The organism is Mesorhizobium sp. BR1-1-13, assembly GCF_020165515.1.
In the GTDB taxonomy this organism is placed as follows: domain Bacteria; phylum Pseudomonadota; class Alphaproteobacteria; order Rhizobiales; family Rhizobiaceae; genus Mesorhizobium.
Window position 1 is genome coordinate 379,352 of sequence record NZ_JAIUIH010000005.1, and the last position, 19,117, is coordinate 398,468.

Here is a 19,117-nt window from a genome sequence, read left to right on the forward strand (position 1 = left end):
TCTCACCTGTTCACCGAATAGCAGTCCACCTGCGGCTCGCTTGGCAACACGCCCGAAACGCCGATGACGAAGCCTGGTGCATCGAGCAGCGACGCCCAATGCTCACTTTTCTGGTCCAGCTCGAGGCACAATCGATCGCCATCGTAAGGGATTTCGCGTGGCTGGGAATGAAGCGGTTTCAGCGGAATGCCGGGCAAGCGCGATTTCCACAGGCCCTCGAACTGGTCGGCCGAACCGACGGTTGCCTGATTGACGAAGATCTTTCGCAACGCATCCTCCGACAGCTCAGAACCGACCCGGATGACGATCCGGCTGGCCACCAGCAGTTTCGGGTTGTCGATGCGAACCTTCCAGACATTGGTCGAGTGCCGCATGACAGGCAGGGCGCGCGATTTCGGCTCGATGTAACGCAGGCTGAGAATGAGCGAGCGCAGGGCATCCGCCAGCGCCGAATAAGCAGGGCCGGGCGCCATGTGATCGTAAGCGGGTAACTCTCCCAACCGCCGCGCGCTCGATCCGTAAGTTGCCATCGAACCGGCGAGCCCGGCAAGCTCCAGATAAAGCTCGGCCGGATGGAAGACATCTTGCGCCAGCATGTGAGCCAATCGCGGACGCGCCGCATTGGCGAGATTGAGCATCAACAGATCTTCGACACTGCGCCCAGGCCCGCCCATGACCATCTTGCCATGCGCCTCGGCGATCTGGTCGAGGCCGGTGACAACTTCCTGAAGCAATTGCCGATACCAGGCCACCGCGCCGGTAACCAGTGCCGGTGGCAGGAAGGTCTCGTCCAGAGAGACGCCGCCATCGGCCCGAACTCCCTTGAGATCGGCGATAGGCAAGGCGGTGTAGCCCCCAACCGACTTGCCGGGTGCAAGCAGCAGCGCCTGCGGACGGGCGATTTCGATTTCTTCAGGATCCGAACCGCCCTGGACAGCGTCGCGCACGGAAACGATCCGCCCATGATATCGCGCTCCCGAGGCGGCGGCGTGTGCCGGATCGAAGCCGACACCGCCGGGAGGCTCCAGCGGCAAGGCGACCAGCACCGGCCCTGCGCCCGTGTCGGGGGTGACCGGCAGCGGTCGCGGTGGGTCCATCAAATCTGGAATCGAAAAAGGCGTCCCGTCCGGGAAGATGCCCCGGGCTGACAGGATCGCGATCTGGCCGGCCTCCAGCAATACCTGGTCCAGCGTCAGCTGTCGAAAGCCGAACGTATGCAGTTGTCCGGCCTGCAAGGCGCCGCGCACCGTCGCCTCGAAGAAGCGATCCTGCTGCTGGAAATGCTGGGTTCGCAGGAAAAGTCCTTCGGACCATAGCACCCTGTTTGCATCGCTCATGCCGCTGTTCTCTGCATTGAGCTCCCCTTGCCTTGGCTGCTAGGCGGAGATGCCGCCGCTGCCCAACGTGACATTGATGGTGAATTGCGATCCCGGCGACACCGACTTGGTTGTCCGCCAGTTCCTGCCGCCAGGTTCGCGGATCAGTGCAACGAAGCCCAGAGCCGTCGCGTCCGGCTCGACCGTGATGGTCTTGGATGCGGATTTTCCCGGCGCAACGGCGATCTGGTCGGATCCGATAAGATCTCCTGCGAGTGCGCTGCCGGCATCCCCCTGCAGCGCAAAGTAGTCAGCGGAATTGAATTTGCCGGCGCTTTTCAAGCGCATCACGAGGACCGTCACCGGCCGGTCGCCGCCACCTGGCCCCGGGTTCATCCCGGCCGCGCCGCTCACATTGACGGTGATCACCGACGGCTTTGGCGGACCGCTCTGGCACGCCGCAAGCAGCCCGGTCGCGCCTAGGGCAATCATCAATTCACGTCGGTCGATCATGGCTCACTCCTCCTCATATGCATCTCGAAAATCAGTACCGATTTCCCCAAGGAAGCTTTTTTCCGCGCTCTCGGCAATTTCACGATGGCGTTTCTGATAGAGCTCCCACAGCTTGGCGCCGCGCCCGCCAGAAAGCAGGGTGCCGATCGCCGAATTCGATTTCAGCTCTTCCTCGATCACTGCCGGGTCAAAACGATCAATCATCCGTCGCAAAGCGGCCTGTATGCCTCGCCAGGCGCGCACGTGATGTTGCGCTAGATCGCGAATTGCATCGGCGATTGCCGCCTCACCGGCGAGAAATCCGGGGCTGCGCTCGGCGATAAGCGTCACGATGGCGTCGTCGACCGTGGGCAGAAACTTGAGCGGGTTGACTTCGGAGGCCCCGACCATTGTCTGGGCGACGCGAGCGTTTCCTTTCTCCTCGGTCCGTTTGCGCAGAAGCTGCATGAGGCCTTCCATCATCAGCCGGTATTCGCGGCCGAACTTTTCCATTTCCGCGATGCTGTCGCGCCCGGGGAAATCGGCTTCCTCGACGCCCATGCCGTGCAGGAATGCGGAGCGAAGCGCCATCTCCCCCAGCTGCTCCGTTGCCGCCGGGCGGCCAGGTTCGGAGGCAGCACCTGCGTGCGATGGAGGCAGGACATCGGCTGGTTGCCTGGCCAGATCCCAAGGACTGGCGGATTGCGAGGGTTGGGCGCGCTCGCGCTGTCCGGTCGAGCCGGTGCCGCCTGCCGAACTGGGCGTCGAGATCGGTCCGAAACCAAAATCATCATTGAAATCGCGCAGCTTTCCAGCAGCGGTATCGGCTCCGCGGCTGGGAGAGGAGGGTGGGTCGAGGCTGAACGGGTCCGCCTGGTTCGCCGCGTTATCCGGCTCGAGATAAGCGGCTGCATTATTCGACACCGGCGTTGAAACCGGATCGAGGCTGAACGGGTCATCGAAAGCAGGCGAGTTGCGCTGGCTGGCGCGCTCGAACGCGCCAGGGATCGGCTGCTCGAACGGGTTCGGCAGATCGGCCGGTCGTGGCCGTGGCGGCACTTCCTCGACCTTTGCGGAAAAGAAGTCATCGCCGCCGATGCTCACTGGCGCCCGCGATGCGGGCGGCAGGCGTTCTGCCACCGGCTGGCTGGCCGGGGATGCTTGAGCGGTTGGCGGCTGCTCATCGACATAGACGACATAGTCGCCCAGTCTCAGCCGCATGCCGCTTTGAAGGCGCGTCGACTTGCCCGGACCGAGCGGGCTGTGAGCATCGTTTATGAACAACCCGCTGCTCGACGTGTCGGTAACGAAATATCCGTCTCGCCCGCCTGAGATCTTGCAATGAGCGCGCGAAACGAACATGTCGGGATCGTCGATCTGCCAGCCAGCGTCCGCGCTGCGGCCGATCACCAACTCACCGTCGTCCAAGCGAGTCTGCCGTACCGCCTGGGTGCGTGGCCCTTGCTCCAGCGTCAGCAGCAGACTCATGCCGCGACCCTCGCCATTTCCGGCCGCCATCCGACGATTGTCTGCAGCCGCATATCGTCAGCATCGCCCCTTTCAGCGGGCCGCGCAAGCCAGGCGGTTCGGCCAAGCTGTACCGCTCCGATACGGGGCGGCGGCACGGCATCACGCGCAAGCACGATGCGCAGGTCGACATCGAGCGATTCCCCGACCATTTCGCGAACGGCCTGCTTGAACAGTTGGAGCCGCTGACTGCCAGGCAGGAATGCCTTGAAATCATCATACTTCAGCGGGCCGACCCGCAGTTCGATCCTGCTTTGGCGGCTGAAAACGCGTGGGCCGATCGTCGCCCCCCGGCCGAGCGCTGCATAGGCTTTTGCAAGGCAGGTCTGGAGGCCGGCTGGTATGGTTGTCCAGGCGGCGATGAATTCCTTGATCTGTACTGGTACCTTGAACGCTTCGGCCAGGAACAGCGTCAATCGTTCCGGGCCCTCGACCTGGCTGGCGAGCGAAGCCGCCTGGCGAAGCTTCACCGTATCGAGCTCGATGTTCTGGGTGCCGGGAAGGCCGATCCCAGCCATGGCCGCAAGCATGGCGCGAATGCGCCCACCGACCGCGCGTTCGACCTGTACGGCCGGTTGCGCATCCGCCCACGCCCGATAATAGAGGGCGATCATGCGGTGTTGCAAAATGTTGACGAAGTCCACGAAGGTCGTATCGCTGGTCAGCTGTGCGTCGGCGCCTGCGAACCAGCGCTGCGACAGGCGGTCGAGCACCCAGCGTGTCAGATGCAGCGGCATTGGACCCTCGGGTCCCAACAGACCGAGATTTGCAATCGTGATCCGGGCCGGCTTGCCGTCGTCGGCTCCCCGGAAATGAACCAGATCCCGCGCGGAAAAGGCGAGGCGCACATGCTGGCCAAGCCGTGCCGGCTCACGGTCGAGGCGGCCTGAATGGCCGAAAAGGCCGTTGCCCTGTTCGAGACGGCGCAGCAGTTCGAAAAAGTCGAACCCTTCAAACAGAGCTTCGGCGGTGCTTGGGGTGGGCTTGTCTAGATCAGGTAGCGATTGCCGGGCGTCATCGGCCATGGCACATCCTCCTGCTTCTGCAGCAGCCGCGTGCGGGTCCGCACGAAGCCGTTTATTCCGACATAGCGGGCAAACAGCCGTGCCAGCAAGGCCGAAAGCAGCAAGGTGCTTTGGCCGGCCAGGACCGATTCATCGACGTGCAACGTCACCTCAGTACCGCGTCCGAAGCACATCGGCCCATTGATCTGCAGCCGTTCGACGACGGGCCGGGAGTCGACGCGCACGATCGAATGGACGTTGCGAGCAAGGCTCGGATCGCCGCGGTCGGCGTAGATGTCGAGCAGCGCATGCAACGGGTCGACGCCGCGGCCATCCTTGGCGAGGCTGACGAAGTTGAGCATGAGCTGTGCAATCAATCGCCAGGCTAGGTCGTCGGCGCGCGATTCACCGTCGGCCCCTGTGGGCAGTGCCGCAGGGATCGCCGGCTGCGGTGGACGCAAGGCTCCAAGAAGGCTGACGGTTTCGACCGGGTCGCCGGCCTCCAGCGTCAACGTCGGACTGTCGTCGAGGATCGGCAGGTCACGATTGGTGCAAAGGGCCAGGACATCGAGACGCTTCAGCGGCCGGTTCGCCGGAGTGACAAGCGGCCGCGATACGGCCAGGAAAACATCGTCGCCGGTGTATGACGTGCGGGTCAGCCCATCGCGCCGTTCCTCTTCCGTCGCCCGCCGCGGTCGCCGCTCGGTTGAGTAGACCCAGCCACTGCCGCTGTTCTGCCCCAGGCTGAAGAGTTCGGGAATTTCGGCCTCGTTGCCTTCCGTGTCGGCGTCCTCGACGCGGATGATCCGATAGATTTCAAAGTCGCGCGCGCGCGTTCGGTCTGCATGCAACACCTGGCGTGTCTTGCGCGCATCGACCTCGACCACGTTGCACTCACGTTCGAACAGATTGATGATCGGCGTTGCGAAAAGTTCGAAGTCCGCCGGCGTCAGATCGGCCAACTCGGGCACCGGACGCCTGAACAGGAAAACGATCTCAAGCCCAGTGTCGCATCGACGCACGATGGGCTGTAGCCCCGAAACGCGCACATAGTGGAAGCGCTCGGGCATCATGAAGTATTCGCGCAGCAGGCGGTATCCCTCGAATGTCGGGCGGGTGCGCGGCATCAGGGCTTCGTCGTCGCTGATGCCGACCATGTCTGGTGCCGGCAAGGGCGAGAACGGGTTGGTGTTGCCTTGCGCGCGTGCGCCAACGGTCGAGCAAGTGCCGAAAATCGCGTCGAACAGCAGCGACGCCTTGGTACGCCTGGCAAAATAGAGGTCGAGCCGGTCGAGCGCCAATTCGTGGAGCTTGCCCTTTCCGGTCCGGGCCAGCGTGATGCGGAGCGCCGCCTCGCCGTGCACACCGCCGATCGTGGCTATGCCGCCTGCCGCCAAGGCGCTGCGGTCTTGGAAATAGCTGACTGAATTAATCGCTATCGGCCATAGGGTCACTTCTTGCGCGGTCGAGAAAGTGCAGCGCGTCGACAGGCCGGGCTGCAGGCTGGAAACCAGCCGCGTGTTGCGCTTGACGACATGGCCGTCGAGCATGGTCTGCACCTGCTGGCCCGGCTTTAGCACCACCATCGCCGTTGCTGGCGCCGGCGTGATCAGATCAGGATAAAGGACGTCGAGGACACTGCGCGAGAATCGCGAACGCTCGGCGTCGACCTTCAGCCGGGTGCGCGCGGCAAGGAAAGCTACGCCGTCCAGCAGCCGCTCGACATAGGGGTCCGGACAGGGGACCGTGTCGAGGGAAAGGTTGCGCGCCACCGCCGGGTGCATGTCGGCAAATTCCGCCGCAAGGCCGCGGATATGGGTTAGTTCCTCCTCGTAATATTCGACGAAGACCCTATCCATGTCAGGCGTCCCTGATTTCGGTCCGCGCCAAGCCGTTATCAAGATTAATCGTGGTGCGCAGGCGCATGCGTTCCGGCGCCGGCGTCATGATCAGCACACCGTCAATCTCGATCTTCAGGCCCATGGTCTTGTCGCCAAGGGTGACCGTGACCTTTGTCTCCCTATCCTTGAGGCGCGGCTCGAAAGTGGCGAGTACCGCGCGGATCTCACGCGCCAGCACATCGCGGTCAAAGTCGCGCGACGACCGGCCCGAAAAGGAGGGCACGCCGTAATTGACCACGCTTCGGCGCACCTCCGGAAAGTCGGCAAGCGAAGGTGGCTTGTCCGACACTTGTTCATTTTCCAAATCGGACAGAAGCGGTGTGGCCTCGAATCGCTCGGTGTTGAAGAGCGCCTCGATGTCACGCCGCACCGCTTCCCTGAGCACACGGGCTGATACCACCACGCGACGGCCTTCGATCTCGACGCGGTGCTGGGTCTGAAAGGCAAATCGATGCAGACGGCGTTTCTGGTCCGCTGTCAGTTCCGCATCCGCATCGATGGTCCGTGCACTGCCGGCAACGAGGCTATCGAAACGGTCCGCGCCAAGCTCGTCCCGCAAGACTTGGCGCAGCCCGTCTATCTCCGAGGTCAGGCCTGGCAGGTCATTGACGAGGCGATCCCAAAGCGACGGCTGGACGGCCTCGCTTTTTGCTCGCAAGCTGCCCGTGAGCTGCTGCCTGCCCGTGCCTGGCCGCCGTCCCTCACTTGCCGACATAGACATCCATTTCGGCTTCATCATTGCCGTCATAGACGAACTTGATTTTCTTATAGGCGAAGCTGACAGCTTCCTCGATCAGGTCTTCCTCATCCTCGGCCTGCGACATGTCGTATTCCATGATCGAAGCATCGGTGAGGGTAACGACCAGGTAATCCTTGGTCTCGCCATCGATTGTCCTGCGTGCCGAGAACACCACTTCGTCGAGGGCCTTGTTCTCGAACAAAGCCTTTTTCAGATAGGGCGAGGATTTGTCGTAGTGTTTGATGAACTTGATCATGCCCATGGACACGCGGCCTCGACGTGAGAGCGAATTCGGGTCATAGGGTGCGACCATCTTGTAGTCGACGCCATGGATTTCGATCTCGTCGTCGTGCCCATCGCGGGTGCTGGGGCCTTTGATGTCGGGAACCTTCAGAAAACCGTCAATCTTCACTGGCATTGTCTCTCTCCACCACTTTCAAAACCAAGATGTTGTTGCTGCAGATCAAGTCTTAACGGAGGGCAGTTCCGACACCAGCCGCAGCGAGGCGTTGATGCCCTCTAACTGGTAATGCGGGCGCAAAGCGAAGGTGGCATTGTAGTAGCCCGGCCGCCCCTCCACGCTGTTCACTGTAACCTCCGCGGCAGCAAGCGGACGCTTGGCGCGCGCCTTGTCGTCTGCGAAGGCCGGGTTGGCCAACACGTAGCGGTTGATCCATTCCGTCAGCCATATCTGCATGTCGGAGCGCTCCTTGAACGAGCCGACCTTGTCGCGCGCAATCGCCTTGAGATAGTGCGCAAAGCGTGAAACCGGGAACAGATAGGGCAGATTGGCGCTCAGGCGCTCATTGGCCTGCGCATCGGGGTCGACCAGCCGCCCCGCCCGTGTTTCGTCGTCCTGTAGCGAGTGCGCGCCGATGAAGGCCGCTAGATCGGTATTCTTTCGATGCAGGATCGGCATTAGGCCAAGCTTGGCAAGCTCCGCCTCACGCCGGTCATCGATGGCGACTTCGGTCGGGCATTTCATCGCTACTGACCCATCATCGGTGGGGAAGCTATGCACCGGCAGGTTGAGGACGGTGCCGCCATTCTCGACCCCGCGGATCTGGGTACCCCAGCCAAACAACTTGTGGCTGCGGTTGATGTTGACGCCCATCGGGAAGGCGGCGTTCATCCAGACATATTTGTTGTGGTCGCCGTGCACCTCTTCCTCGAATGTGAAACCCTTTACCGGAACGGTCTCGGTGCCGTAGGGCAGCCGTGCCAGGACGCGGGGCATGGTCAGGCCGATGTAGCGGGCATCCTCACTTTCGCGCAGTGACTGCCACGAGGCATAGGCCGCGTTGGAGACGATCTGCTGCAGGTCTTGCGGGTTCGGCAATTCTTGCCAACTGTCCATACGGAACAGGCGCGGCGAGGCAGCCGCGATAAACGGCGTGTGCGCCGAAGCACAGATGCCGGAGATATTGCGCAGCAGACCCACGTCGCGCGGGTGGTTGGAGAATTCATAGGCACCGATCACACAGCCGATCGGCTCGCCGCCAAGCATCGAATACTCGTCTGTGTAGACTTTCTTGAAGATCGGGCTCTGATCCCACATCTGACCCTCATAGTCTTCGAGCGTGTCGGCCAGTTGCTCCTTGGAAATGTTCATCACCCGAATTTTCAGCTTCTGATCCGTCTCGGTGTTGTTGATAAGATACCAGAGGCCACGCCAAGTGCCTTCCATCTCGCGCACTTCCGGCGCGTGCAGGATCTCGTTGACCTGTGTCGTCAGCACCTTGTCGATGCCGGCGATCAGCGATTTAATCGACTTGATGGCATTGGACGAAATGGTCGTGGTTTCGGAACGCGACTGCGCCGCGAGCGCGAGATTGCGCACGAGTTGCTGCAGCTTCTCGCTGTCGTCCTTCTTGACCTTGAAATCCTTCTCGAGGAGCCCGCTGAATTCTCCAAGGTCTATGGCTTCGGCCTCGGCGGCGACGTCGGCGGTTTTTTGCTGTTCAGCCATGATCTATTCTCCCGTCTTGTCGTCGTCGGCCAGCGCCTGGCCGGCGATCTTGCCAAGAAGCGGCTCGTTGTTCAGCAGCTGCGCAATGCGCTTTTCGGCATCGACGCGGCCATCCATGAAGCCCAGCAATTCCTCGAGTTGACGACGCATCTTGAGGATCTCGGCCAGTTGCGGAACCTGCTCGGCGATCTTGTCGGGGGCGAAATCGCCCATTCTGGTAAAGGTGAGATCGAGCGCCAGTTCCTCGTCGCGCTCCTGGCCTTCGGCCTGCGGCAGCGTGTTCTTCACCCGGGCTTTGACCCGAGGCCCGAGCGCCTCCATGAACTTGGGGAAGCGGTTCGCGTCGGTCTCGACAAAGGAGCGGTCCAGCACCGACTTTGACGCTTCCTTGGTTTGCGAAGCGCCGGAAAGGTCGGCCATCACGCCCATGACAAACGGCAGTTCGATCGTTGTCGGACTGCCATAGGTTTCCACGTCATAGGAGATCTGCACGCGCGGCGCACGATTTCGTTCGATGACCTTGGATTTGCTTTCAGCTGGCATGTGTTGTTACCTTTCATCCTTCTGGGCCGTCTTCTTGACGTCTGGAACGCCGGCAAGAAGCCGGAATTCCTTCAGCCCCGAAGGGGCGAGATCTTCCATCAGTTCAACGAAATCCATATGCACCATTCGGCGCACGCGCCGCGCCAGATGCGGGATCGGGCTGGACGGTTCGGTGCGGTCATAGAAGGCGACCACGAGGTCGAGGCATTTGACGACGTCATCGCGCGACGAGATCCGGTCGGGCAGGCCGCCGCTGACGGACTCTGCGTTGCCTGCCACGCTTGCCATCGTGTCGGCTCCATAACCGTTGCGAACAGCTGTTGCCGGTTCTGCGGGCGCTTGCACCGGTTTGGCCGCGCCATTCCCCGCGGCGGCGGCTGCCGAATTCCGTTCGAGAGTCGTCAGCAAACGTTGCAGAAACCGCTTTAATTCCGGAACGCTAGCGCCACCGCCTCCAAGGCGGGCGTTGAGGGCGCTGTCGACTGCATCGAGGCCGGCGATCGCGGCGCGGGCGTCGGCGAGGAGCGACATCATTTCTGCCGCGGCCTGTTCGATCTGCGCCGCGCACGCGCTGCGCACCCGGTTGACCAACTGCCCGTGCTCGCTTGCGAGTTTCGCCTTTTCTGCCGTGTTCAGTCCCGATGCAGCCTCCTGAAGCATGACCCGCTCGTCGAGCGAACCCTTCTCCAGATCCTCGCCCAGGACAGACCCGATGGAACGCGGCGCAAAGAAGGTCATTTTCCGCAAATCTTTGAGCATGCCATTCTGGCTGTTCTGAAGATCAGTAAGCGCGTTGATGCGGCGCAATGCAGCGTCGCGCGGCGTGGCGCCCGGTCGCAAGGCCGGATGCATGGTCGCCCAATGCTGATCGAAGGTTTGCGCTATGAGGGTCAGGCCGTCAGCTAGACCGGCCAGCCGGTACTCGTTGGCCAGAGCACGCGTGACAATGACGAGAAGGCGCAAATCCCGGCCGTGTGGGCGCAGCTCTTCGGCCTTTGTGAGCACGGCGGGCCAGTCGATCGGAATGTCGACTTCCGTGTTTTTGCTGCCCCGGAACTCGACCTTTTTCTGCTGCTCCGTCAGGCGTTCCAGCTCATGGAAGGCCGGATCGTTGCGCAAATCTTCCCCTGACGGATTTTCACCGTCGAGCGGAGTAAGCCAAAGTGCGACATCAATCACACAGACCCCCAGCGACCGGCCCTCAACGGCACCTAACCCAACGTTACCACACTGACGTGCCGTACGCCAATTAAGCCGCCGCTTAAAAATTAACGAAAGCTGACCAACCGCGTGTTCGCGATGTGGAGGGCTTGGCGAGACTGCCCAACACAGTCGGTAAAATGCCCCCATGGATGCACGAATTCGTCTGCCGCCAGTGGTTCGAGCTTCCAAAGGCTTACGCACCGAACCACTGGCGCGCCCGCATCCATCGGGCGCTTTGTCAAGTGGCGGCTTATGTGGCAGGGTATCCATTGGCAGATTGCAGGAGCACGTTCGATGGAACAGCGCCGGTCGTCACAGAGCTTCAAGCGTAAGGAACTGGTCGGCAAGCTCAATCCTGTCGGGGTGCGTGCCTTCAAGGCAGCTGCGGACACCGCCAAGCTGCGCGGCAATCCTTACGTCGAACTCGTCCACTTCATCGAGCAACTGGTGCTTTCCGATCGCTCGGACGTGCAAATGATCATCGCCGATGCGGGAGTGGATGTCAGCCGGCTCACGGCCGATATGACCCGCGCCGTGGACAAGCTGCCCTACGGCGCCACATCGATCGAGGAATTCTCCGACCACATCTTTCATGCCATCCAGGAGGCCTGGAACCTGGCGACGCTTGAGTTCAACGTCGAGGAAGTCCGCAGCGCGCATATTCTGCTCGCTTGCCTGAAGACGCCGGTGCTAGAAGGCCTGCTGTCGAAGATCAGCGGCGCATTCGACAAGATCGACGCCGACGCGGTGATCGCGCGGTTCGCCGATGTCATGGAGGGCTCACTCGAAGCTGGCACCTCGACCCTGACCTCCGCACCACACGCGCCACGGCGCGTAGCCGGCGGCGATGCGGCGCTGGCGAAATATGCGACCGACCTGACCCAGCGTGCCCGCGACGGCCAAATCGATCCTGTCGTTGGCCGCGACCCGGAGATCCGGCAGATCGTTGATATCCTCATGCGACGGCGGCAAAACAACCCTATCCTGACGGGCGAAGCCGGGGTCGGCAAGACTGCGGTCGTCGAGGGCTTCGCGTTGCGTATTGCCCAGGGCGATGTGCCGCCTATGCTAAAGGGCGTCAGCGTGCGCATGCTCGACATCGGATTGATGCAGGCCGGGGCAAGCCTAAAGGGTGAGTTCGAAAAACGGCTGAAGGCTGTGATCGACGAGGTGCAGTCGTCCGAAACGCCGGTTATACTTTTTATCGATGAGGCCCACACCTTGATCGGCGCAGGCGGCGCTGCTGGAACCGGCGACGCGGCCAATCTTCTGAAGCCGGCGCTGGCACGCGGTGAATTGCGCACCATCGCAGCAACGACCTGGGCTGAATACAAGCAGCACATAGAAAAAGACCCCGCGCTGACCCGCCGTTTCCAGGTGGTAAAGATCGACGAGCCCTCGGAGGCTGTGGCCGTTCTCATGTTGCGCGGGGTGGCCGGCGTTCTCGAACAACACCACCAGGTCCAGATACTGGATGAGGCCATCGAGGCGGCAGTCGGCCTGTCACACCGCTATATCCCGGCGCGGCAATTGCCGGACAAGGCGGTAAGCCTTCTCGACACCGCTAGCGCCAGGGTCGCCATATCGCAGCATGCCACACCGGCCGAGGTCGAGGACATCATGCGGCGTCGCCAAGCGCTGGAGGTCGAGCACGGTATCATCGATCGCGAGGCGGCGATCGGCATCGACGTCACCGAGCGGCAGGCACGGGTCGAAACCGGACTTGACGAAACAGAGGTCACACTGATCGCTGCGCAACAACGTTGGGATCGAGAAAAAGTCCTGGTTGCCGAGATACTCGAATTGCGTGCCCGGATACGGGGCGATGGTATGCCGCTCGATGCGGCAGAAACGCCGGAGTCCGAAACAGCAGATGCCGACGCCTTTGAGGCTGGGCTGTCTGAGACCGAAATGATCAAAGACAAGGTATCCAGGACAAAGCTCGAAATGCCGGCTGTTGCCGAGCAACCTCCACATCCGGTCGCCGATCTTGCCCGTCTGCGCGAACTCATGGCCGAACTTGCGGAGGCACAAGGCGAGGCGCCGCTGATCCTGCCATCGGTTGACCGCAATGCCGTGGCTGCGGTGGTCCAAGACTGGACTGGCATCCCCACCGGCCGGATGCTGTCGAGCCAGACCGAAAAAGCCCTGCGGCTGGCCGTCACTCTGTGCGAGCGCGTCGTCGGCCAAGATCATGCCATGGAGATGATTGCCAAGCGTGTACAGACCAGCCGCGCCGGGCTTGGCGCGCCGGAAAAGCCGGTGGGCGTGTTCCTTCTTTGTGGCCCCTCTGGTGTCGGCAAGACCGAAACGGCACTGGCCCTGGCGGAGACGCTTTATGGTGGCGAGCAGAACCTGATTTCGATCAACATGTCGGAGTTCCAGGAGGCGCATACTGTCTCGACCCTGAAGGGTGCGCCGCCCGGCTACGTCGGATATGGTAAGGGCGGTATCCTGACAGAGGCTGTTCGACGCAAGCCCTATTCGGTGATCCTGCTGGACGAGGTCGAGAAGGCGCATCCCGACGTCCACGAGATCTTCTTCCAGGTTTTTGACAAGGGCATGATGGACGACAGCGAAGGGCGGCGCATCGACTTCAAGAACACGTTGATCCTGCTCACCTCGAACGTCGGCTCTGAAGTCATCATGGACCGGACGAGGAACGGCACGGTTCGGGCCGGACTAGACGATCTGGATAAGGCCTTGCGCGCGCCTTTGCTGAAGGTTTTTCCTGCGGCGTTTCTTGGACGGGTGGTGACCATTCCTTACTACCCGCTGTCTGATTCGATGATCGAGACGATCACTCGTCATCAGTTCGCCAAGATCGCCCGCCGGTTGCGTGCAACCAGTGACGCGGAACTGGTGATCAGCGACGGTGTCATCGATCTGGTCAGGGCACGGTGCACGGAGATCGAATCCGGCGGGCGGATGATCGATACCATCTTAACCAACACACTTCTGCCGGAATTAAGCCGCGGCGTGCTCAACCGGTCGCTGGAGGGTGAGAAGATGACGAAGGTGACGGTCGGAGCCTCCGAGGGCGGCTTTACATATTCTTTCGAATAATGACTGGATTATGGTTTGCGCATTGGACCATCTCTCGCCACAGATTGGCATGGCGCTCGCAAAGGAGTTCTTTTCTTCGACGAGGCGACTAGACCGTCTTGCTTTGTCGCTTTCCATCGTAGTCCCCGGGTGTGCTCATCCTAGCCCCGGGATTATACTGAATGTGAATATGCGGAAACATAGGCCCTTGGTCGTTCACGAGGACTAAATACTTTGCCTTGCCAAGCTCAGAATTAAGTTCCTGCTGTAAGAAGTGCCCCAAAAGGATTGACAATATACCTGTCCCACGATCCGCCAGCTTTCTTGTCCTAATATCGATTGCGTTACCGGAATGATGAAGGGACCAACGAGAGTGATTATACCACTCCTTTCCAGCGGTGAGCTCAAGTTCCAGGTGCCTCGGCGCGTATTGCTTAAAAACACGTCGAATTATCGGAATGGCCTGCTGCATTGGCGGACTTAGCCCGCTTTCGATCGTTCTCTGCCTCATCGCAATCTCCGTGAAAAAGAAAGCGTCATACCTGTACCACAACTACCACAAGCACGCTTGGTCTATGAATGCCCAGGCCCAGAGCGCTCGCATCAGTCCGGCCTGAGCGCACGAACCGGCCGCGGGATCGCCGTTACACTGCTCGGTCGGACGCTGGCTGCGGATGCCCATGTAGGCAGCACGGCGTCCGATGCCGACCCGGACGGTGATGGCTGTCACCGACCGTCCAGATCTCGCCGATATGGGTGGAGACGAACGCCGAGGTCCATGGCCTGGCCGAGACGCGCACAATGTGGTCGGGCAGGTTGCCCTCGCGCCAGCGGGCCAGTGACTGCATTGCAGCCTCGACGTCTTCGGCGCGCCGCAGCCCTTCAAATCCGCCCTTTACAACCTCGGTGAGAGCGCGAATGGTCAACGGCAATACGAAGGTTTGACCTGCCAGTGCTTCGGCGCGGAATAAGAGGTCTAGCAGCTACTCAACTACTCCCATTGCGGTTCTTGCTAGATCTCGGTCGGGCCTGGCGAACAGCTCCTGGAATGACGAAGACTGCGTCGTGCCCTTCGACGTGCGTCCGGTGAGCCCGCGTGCTCCGATCGGCCGAAAGGGAGGAGGAAGCCAAACGAAGAGCATTCGGCCGCCGCCAGGGTTATGATCATCGGATCAAGTCTCTAAGCCGTTTCTTGGCTGACTTCGTCATCCTCTTGAAGGCATTTGCGCGCGCTCTTCAGGTGTCTTCGTGCGGCCTCGAAATCGCTGCCCATCTCTTCCCTGCTCCGGTTTTAAGATACCAGATTCTTGAAGGGGTTCACTCCTTTAAGAAAGTCACCCGAAAGAGCGATCCGGTGGGCAATTGGAGGTAGATGACTGAAACGAAAACCCCGGCGAGGGCTGGGATTTTCAACGTGGTCGGTGCCCTAGCAGCCCCGACCCAAAGGCACTGACGGAAGCAGCGCACACGCCGACGGCTACGATGCCAGTACCTGCGCCGCACCGGCGCCAAACGCGCCGTCTATGGGGTCGATCTTGACGGCGATTTAGCAGCCCTCAGCGTCGACAATTCGCCGAGAGCAACACAGTAGGGGCCAAGCTCGGATTCAGTGTGCGCTGGTAAATCGTGACCTCTCACCGGTACAGACGTCGCGCGCCATGCGAAATGCGCCGTAGCGCAGTGCGTCACCCACTCTTTGGCAAGGAGTTTCAGCTCGCCGGCAAGGCTTGTCATCACCCCCGTTTTTTGGCGAACGCCCAAACCATCAGCGGGTACTCCTCATCGTTGCTGAGGTCGCGCCACAGTTCCTACGCCCGTACCGGGCCGCCGATATGGGCTTTGGCGCATGCCTTATTGCCCCAGCCGAACGCCTGAACATCATCTTCGGCGAAACCGCCTTCAATCATCAACTGTCTCAGCCCCGCCGGTGTCCAGCGGTTATAGTCGTGGGGGGTGCATGCGCCCGGAAGAGGAAGGGCGTGGCCACCATCGCCCAGCCGCCGGGCTTGGTCATGGCGCGGATGTTGGCGGCGGCCGTCATCGGGCGCTACACGTGCTCCAGCACCTGGTCGGCGATGACGATGGAATATTGTTCTTGTGTGCGGTCCTTGCAGATATCGAAGTCCGGAAAGTCGACGGAGCGATAATTGGGGCAGAGCGCCCGCCAGTAGCGGTTCCAGCCCGGCGAAATCTCGATCACGTCCCGCGACTTGCGGTTGGCCTCTTCAAGGAACATGTTGAAAGCTTCGATCTGACGGATGCGCAGCCAGTTGCGGCTGTCGTAGCGAAGCAGCCGCTTTACGGCATGTCGGCTTCGGTTCCTCAGAGCATCGGCAAGGCTTGTCATACTCGACCTCCTCCTGCCCGCTGAGAATCTCCCTATCGCGCAAATCGTACAAAAGAATGACAGCGAGAGGGAGCAGCTCAATCAATAATTACCGTTGTAGTAGCGGTCGTCGCAGGGCGCCGTATAAATGCGGCCGGAGCGATCCTGGTAGCGGCAGAGCTGCTCGCCGCGGCGCTGCGGCGTGGTGGCTGAGCCGACCACGGCACCGAGCAGTGCACCGCTGGCCGCGCCGATCACCGTGCTCTTGGTGTTTCCGCCAATCGCCTGGCCAACGAGCGCGCCGCCGGCGCCGCCGACCAATGCGCCGGTAGTGGCCCGCTGCTGGCCTTCGGTTTGCGTCTCGCATCCGGCGAGCGCCGCGGTCATCAGCACCGCGAGTATGGCCTTTTTGATAAACATCACTCGAACTCCTCTGAAGCCCCGGGTGACAGACAGGCTGGGGCGAACAAGCCCCGGAATGCGGCCGCATTGCGGCGGAACGGCAGCAGAGCCCTCACGAAATGAATCAGGGTTTCCCAGCCGTTGAACGCCTTGGTTGCCAAACGGGAAAGATCCTCTTCGCGAGTGTAACCACCAGGCGTTCAGCTGATCCTCAACGGTACCAGCACACTTCACAACTTGCCGATCCTTCGACGCCGCGGCAGCAGTTCGTTGGCATAGATCCCATGGAGATGGCGGCTATGGAAGCCGAGCTAGCCGACGTGTGCGGCGAGTATAAGACTGCCGCGGCACTCAGTGGCGTCTGGAATCTCGAACTCGTCGCGGCCAGGGGCTACCTGGACAGGATCATGAGGAACGTGCGGGTGATGAAGTACCCGGCTTAGAATTTTCCAGAGCGGTTAGCGCAGTTCCAATCGGTCCTGGAGTCCTCGATTTCATCATCTCCAACATACATGGCGCCAAGGCGGAGAACGCTGAGGATGGCCCGGCATTGCTCAACTGCATGAAGTTGCTTCCGCCTAGAAGCTAATTTGAAAGAATCCTATTTAGCTGGCATGCGTGAGCGCCGAAAAATCGCCCCGACTTCAAAATCAATGGCAGAGTGGCCGTTGTCTGCGGCTGCAACGCTTGGATCGTCAGTACGGGCGAGGGGTATTTTTCTCGAGATCCGCGCCCGCCTTCCGGTGCCCATGAAAAAGTTGCTCCATATCGAATCCCGCGTCCTCACCCTGCGCCTGCCGGAGGGCACGGATGCCGATGTTGGAGCGGCAGCGGCGATTGTGTCCAAAGCCATGCAGGCTATCGAAGACCTGCCGGTAATCCCTCGCGAGGTCGAGGACATCCTGGCGATCTCCTCCGGCGAGCGGCACCGCTGGCTGAAGGACGGTCGCTTGCAGAGCACCGGGACCAGGACGGTCAAACTTCGTGGCCGCGCAAGGAAGATCACCTTTCACGTGTTCGATCCACGCCAGATCGAAGATGTGCTCGATCGCGACCTGGTCACCGTCTGGCGCGAAGAACACGCGGCCACGGCCGCCGAGAACCGGCGACGGGCCGCCGCAAAGTCGGCCCTGAAGCGCACGCAAAAGAGGGGCCGCGGGGTCGCAAATGAAACCGACAACAGCCGCGATGAGGCGACCCGCCCCAAGTTACGCGGATGGGAAGACTTCGATAGCGATGGGCTCTTACGCTAACTGGCTACCCGCAAGGCCGTGTCAGGTGCAGCGGCGTCGAGCCACGCCACCAGGACGAAATTGTTTACAGAACATCCAGTTTGACTGGGGTTCCTGGAAGCTTCGAACTTTGTGTCGTGCTCCTCCAGTCGAATGAAGCTGCGTGTTCAAGAGATTGGGACGTCTGATCACACTTCGGGTCAAACTTGATCATTGGAAAGGTTCGCTCGCCATCGGGGGTTCGAGTCGGGAGAGCGCTACCGCCTTTCCCCCCACCTGGGGAGCATGCGATATTTGCTACAGTGTCGGGCGTGATCGGCCTGTCTCGGTGCTGCAAAGACCGGTAGGGAACGGGAGGGTTTGACCCGAAAGTTATCCAGGACGCGAAAGGCAGCTTTGCGCCCAATGCCGGCCATAGCTTTCGGCTTCGTCGCGTTCTAAGCAGACGCCGTCTGCGATTGCACTGGAGGTCGTGGTTGCGCCACGAACCGGGTTACCGCAATTTGCTGACAGACCGGACCTAGCGGCAGCAGTCGTCGAGCCTCGCGCCGCGATATCGCCATTCAGGAGTGGCGCTGAGAGCGTGGCCAGCGATCCTGTCCGCCATCATATACTTCGAGCCAAGCCGGACTGGGTTTCAATTTGGATCGCAGGTGACTTCGTCCCTGCTGTCGTACGGAATGGAAGTGCGGGCGGCACGATCGCCACCCAAAGCTGCTCGCGACGGTAGCAGTGATCTTCCGCTTCCTGATTGCCCCGCACTTTAGACCAGATATGCAGCGTTCGAGCCGCTCCAACCGCGATTTCAGCGTTTGTAATTGATGGCCGATGTCGTGCAACTTTGCGCGCTTGTTGGGAGCGCGCGCTGCAATCAGCTCTTGTTCAAGCCGGGCGATATGTTCCCTGACCTCTTGGGCATCGACAATTCGCTGTTTCCTGATCCAGCCCCGACCCTTCATCTGTCCAATCCTTTGAGCTCACTTTTTCAAAGATCGGACGCGTAGTGACACATACCAATCAAGGCTATCGGAATGGTGCATTCAGCCTTCCTGTAGCGAGGTCTTATGGCTCGCATGCCCGTTACGAACCGAGTGGCAGGCCCGTCCGAATATGTCGCCGAACGCCAGAGAGGCAACCCCTGTGCTGCACCTTTTCTGAACGTGTCGCTTCGCCAAATGGACGTACTGGAGGCAAGCGGCGGCGCCAAGTACATTAGCTATGCAAAATATTCAACGCGGGCAAATCGGTTCAGCTTGAAAAGCATCGGCCGGCATTCGGTTGTAGCAGCTCTGGCTAATGTTAGATCAGGGAAGCATGAGTCTCAGCTAAAGGTCGAGCTGTGGCGTTATGAATACGCTAACTAAACACACCGCTGTCCGATGGTTTTTTCATTGATATTTAGTTTCTTTGGGGTAACC

13 protein-coding genes and 1 pseudogene are annotated in these 19,117 nt (G+C 60.9%); 2 read left to right on the forward strand and 12 right to left on the reverse strand.

Annotation, left to right across the window (positions count from 1 at the left end; all coding sequences use genetic code 11):
- Positions 1–2 precede the first annotated feature (2 nt).
- Genes tssK through tssA form a run of 10 tightly spaced genes read right to left on the reverse strand, consistent with a single transcriptional unit; the run spans position 3 to position 10,670 of the window.
- On the reverse strand, positions 3–1,337 hold the full coding sequence (tssK, locus tag LB533_RS15325) for a type VI secretion system baseplate subunit TssK (protein WP_224677631.1): 1,335 nt from the start codon (positions 1,335–1,337) through the stop codon (positions 3–5).
- A 39-nt stretch (positions 1,338–1,376) separates the two neighbouring features.
- A complete protein-coding gene (gene tssJ, locus LB533_RS15330) occupies positions 1,377–1,829 on the reverse strand; it encodes a type VI secretion system lipoprotein TssJ (protein ID WP_224677632.1) in 453 nt (150 codons plus the stop codon).
- A gap of 3 nt (positions 1,830–1,832) precedes the next feature.
- Positions 1,833–3,296 carry a type VI secretion system-associated FHA domain protein TagH gene (tagH, locus tag LB533_RS15335; RefSeq protein WP_224677633.1) on the reverse strand — a complete coding sequence of 488 codons (1,464 nt, stop codon included), beginning with the start codon at positions 3,294–3,296 and terminating at the stop codon, positions 1,833–1,835.
- Positions 3,293–4,360 (reverse strand): type VI secretion system baseplate subunit TssG, encoded by a 1,068-nt coding sequence (tssG, locus tag LB533_RS15340; protein WP_224677634.1) that lies wholly within the window; start codon positions 4,358–4,360, stop codon positions 3,293–3,295. The genes tagH and tssG overlap by 4 nt, the downstream gene beginning before the upstream one ends.
- A complete protein-coding gene (tssF, locus tag LB533_RS15345) occupies positions 4,324–6,198 on the reverse strand; it encodes a type VI secretion system baseplate subunit TssF (RefSeq protein WP_224677635.1) in 1,875 nt (624 codons plus the stop codon). Before tssF ends, tssG begins: the two co-directional genes overlap by 37 nt.
- A 1-nt stretch (position 6,199) precedes the next feature.
- Positions 6,200–6,955, reverse strand: a complete 756-nt coding sequence (gene tssE, locus LB533_RS15350; protein ID WP_224677655.1) for a type VI secretion system baseplate subunit TssE — start codon at positions 6,953–6,955, stop codon at positions 6,200–6,202.
- Positions 6,942–7,397, reverse strand: a complete 456-nt coding sequence (locus LB533_RS15355; protein ID WP_140552897.1) for an Hcp family type VI secretion system effector — start codon at positions 7,395–7,397, stop codon at positions 6,942–6,944. Before LB533_RS15355 ends, tssE begins: the two co-directional genes overlap by 14 nt.
- A 45-nt stretch (positions 7,398–7,442) precedes the next feature.
- Positions 7,443–8,948 (reverse strand): type VI secretion system contractile sheath large subunit, encoded by a 1,506-nt coding sequence (tssC, locus tag LB533_RS15360; RefSeq protein ID WP_140552898.1) that lies wholly within the window; start codon positions 8,946–8,948, stop codon positions 7,443–7,445.
- A gap of 3 nt (positions 8,949–8,951) precedes the next feature.
- Positions 8,952–9,491 (reverse strand): type VI secretion system contractile sheath small subunit, encoded by a 540-nt coding sequence (gene tssB, locus LB533_RS15365; protein WP_140640641.1) that lies wholly within the window; start codon positions 9,489–9,491, stop codon positions 8,952–8,954.
- A gap of 6 nt (positions 9,492–9,497) precedes the next feature.
- Positions 9,498–10,670 (reverse strand): type VI secretion system protein TssA, encoded by a 1,173-nt coding sequence (tssA, locus tag LB533_RS15370; protein ID WP_224677636.1) that lies wholly within the window; start codon positions 10,668–10,670, stop codon positions 9,498–9,500.
- A gap of 318 nt (positions 10,671–10,988) precedes the next feature.
- Here tssA and tssH point away from each other — a divergent pair, with 318 nt between their 5' ends.
- Positions 10,989–13,760 carry a type VI secretion system ATPase TssH gene (gene tssH / locus LB533_RS15375; RefSeq protein WP_224677637.1) on the forward strand — a complete coding sequence of 924 codons (2,772 nt, stop codon included), beginning with the start codon at positions 10,989–10,991 and terminating at the stop codon, positions 13,758–13,760.
- 1,712 nt (positions 13,761–15,472) lie between these two features.
- Here the strand turns inward: tssH and LB533_RS15380 are convergent.
- Together LB533_RS15380 and LB533_RS15385 are read right to left on the reverse strand one after the other, a co-directional pair.
- Positions 15,473–16,086, reverse strand: a pseudogene (locus LB533_RS15380) (class I SAM-dependent methyltransferase).
- A gap of 81 nt (positions 16,087–16,167) precedes the next feature.
- Positions 16,168–16,485 carry a YMGG-like glycine zipper-containing protein gene (locus tag LB533_RS15385; RefSeq protein WP_140644158.1) on the reverse strand — a complete coding sequence of 106 codons (318 nt, stop codon included), beginning with the start codon at positions 16,483–16,485 and terminating at the stop codon, positions 16,168–16,170.
- A gap of 596 nt (positions 16,486–17,081) precedes the next feature.
- Between LB533_RS15385 and LB533_RS15390 the strand changes: the two genes are divergently transcribed.
- Positions 17,082–17,720, forward strand: coding sequence for a hypothetical protein (locus tag LB533_RS15390; RefSeq protein WP_411970892.1), 639 nt, complete (start codon positions 17,082–17,084; stop codon positions 17,718–17,720).
- Positions 17,721–19,117: the final 1,397 nt, after the last annotated feature.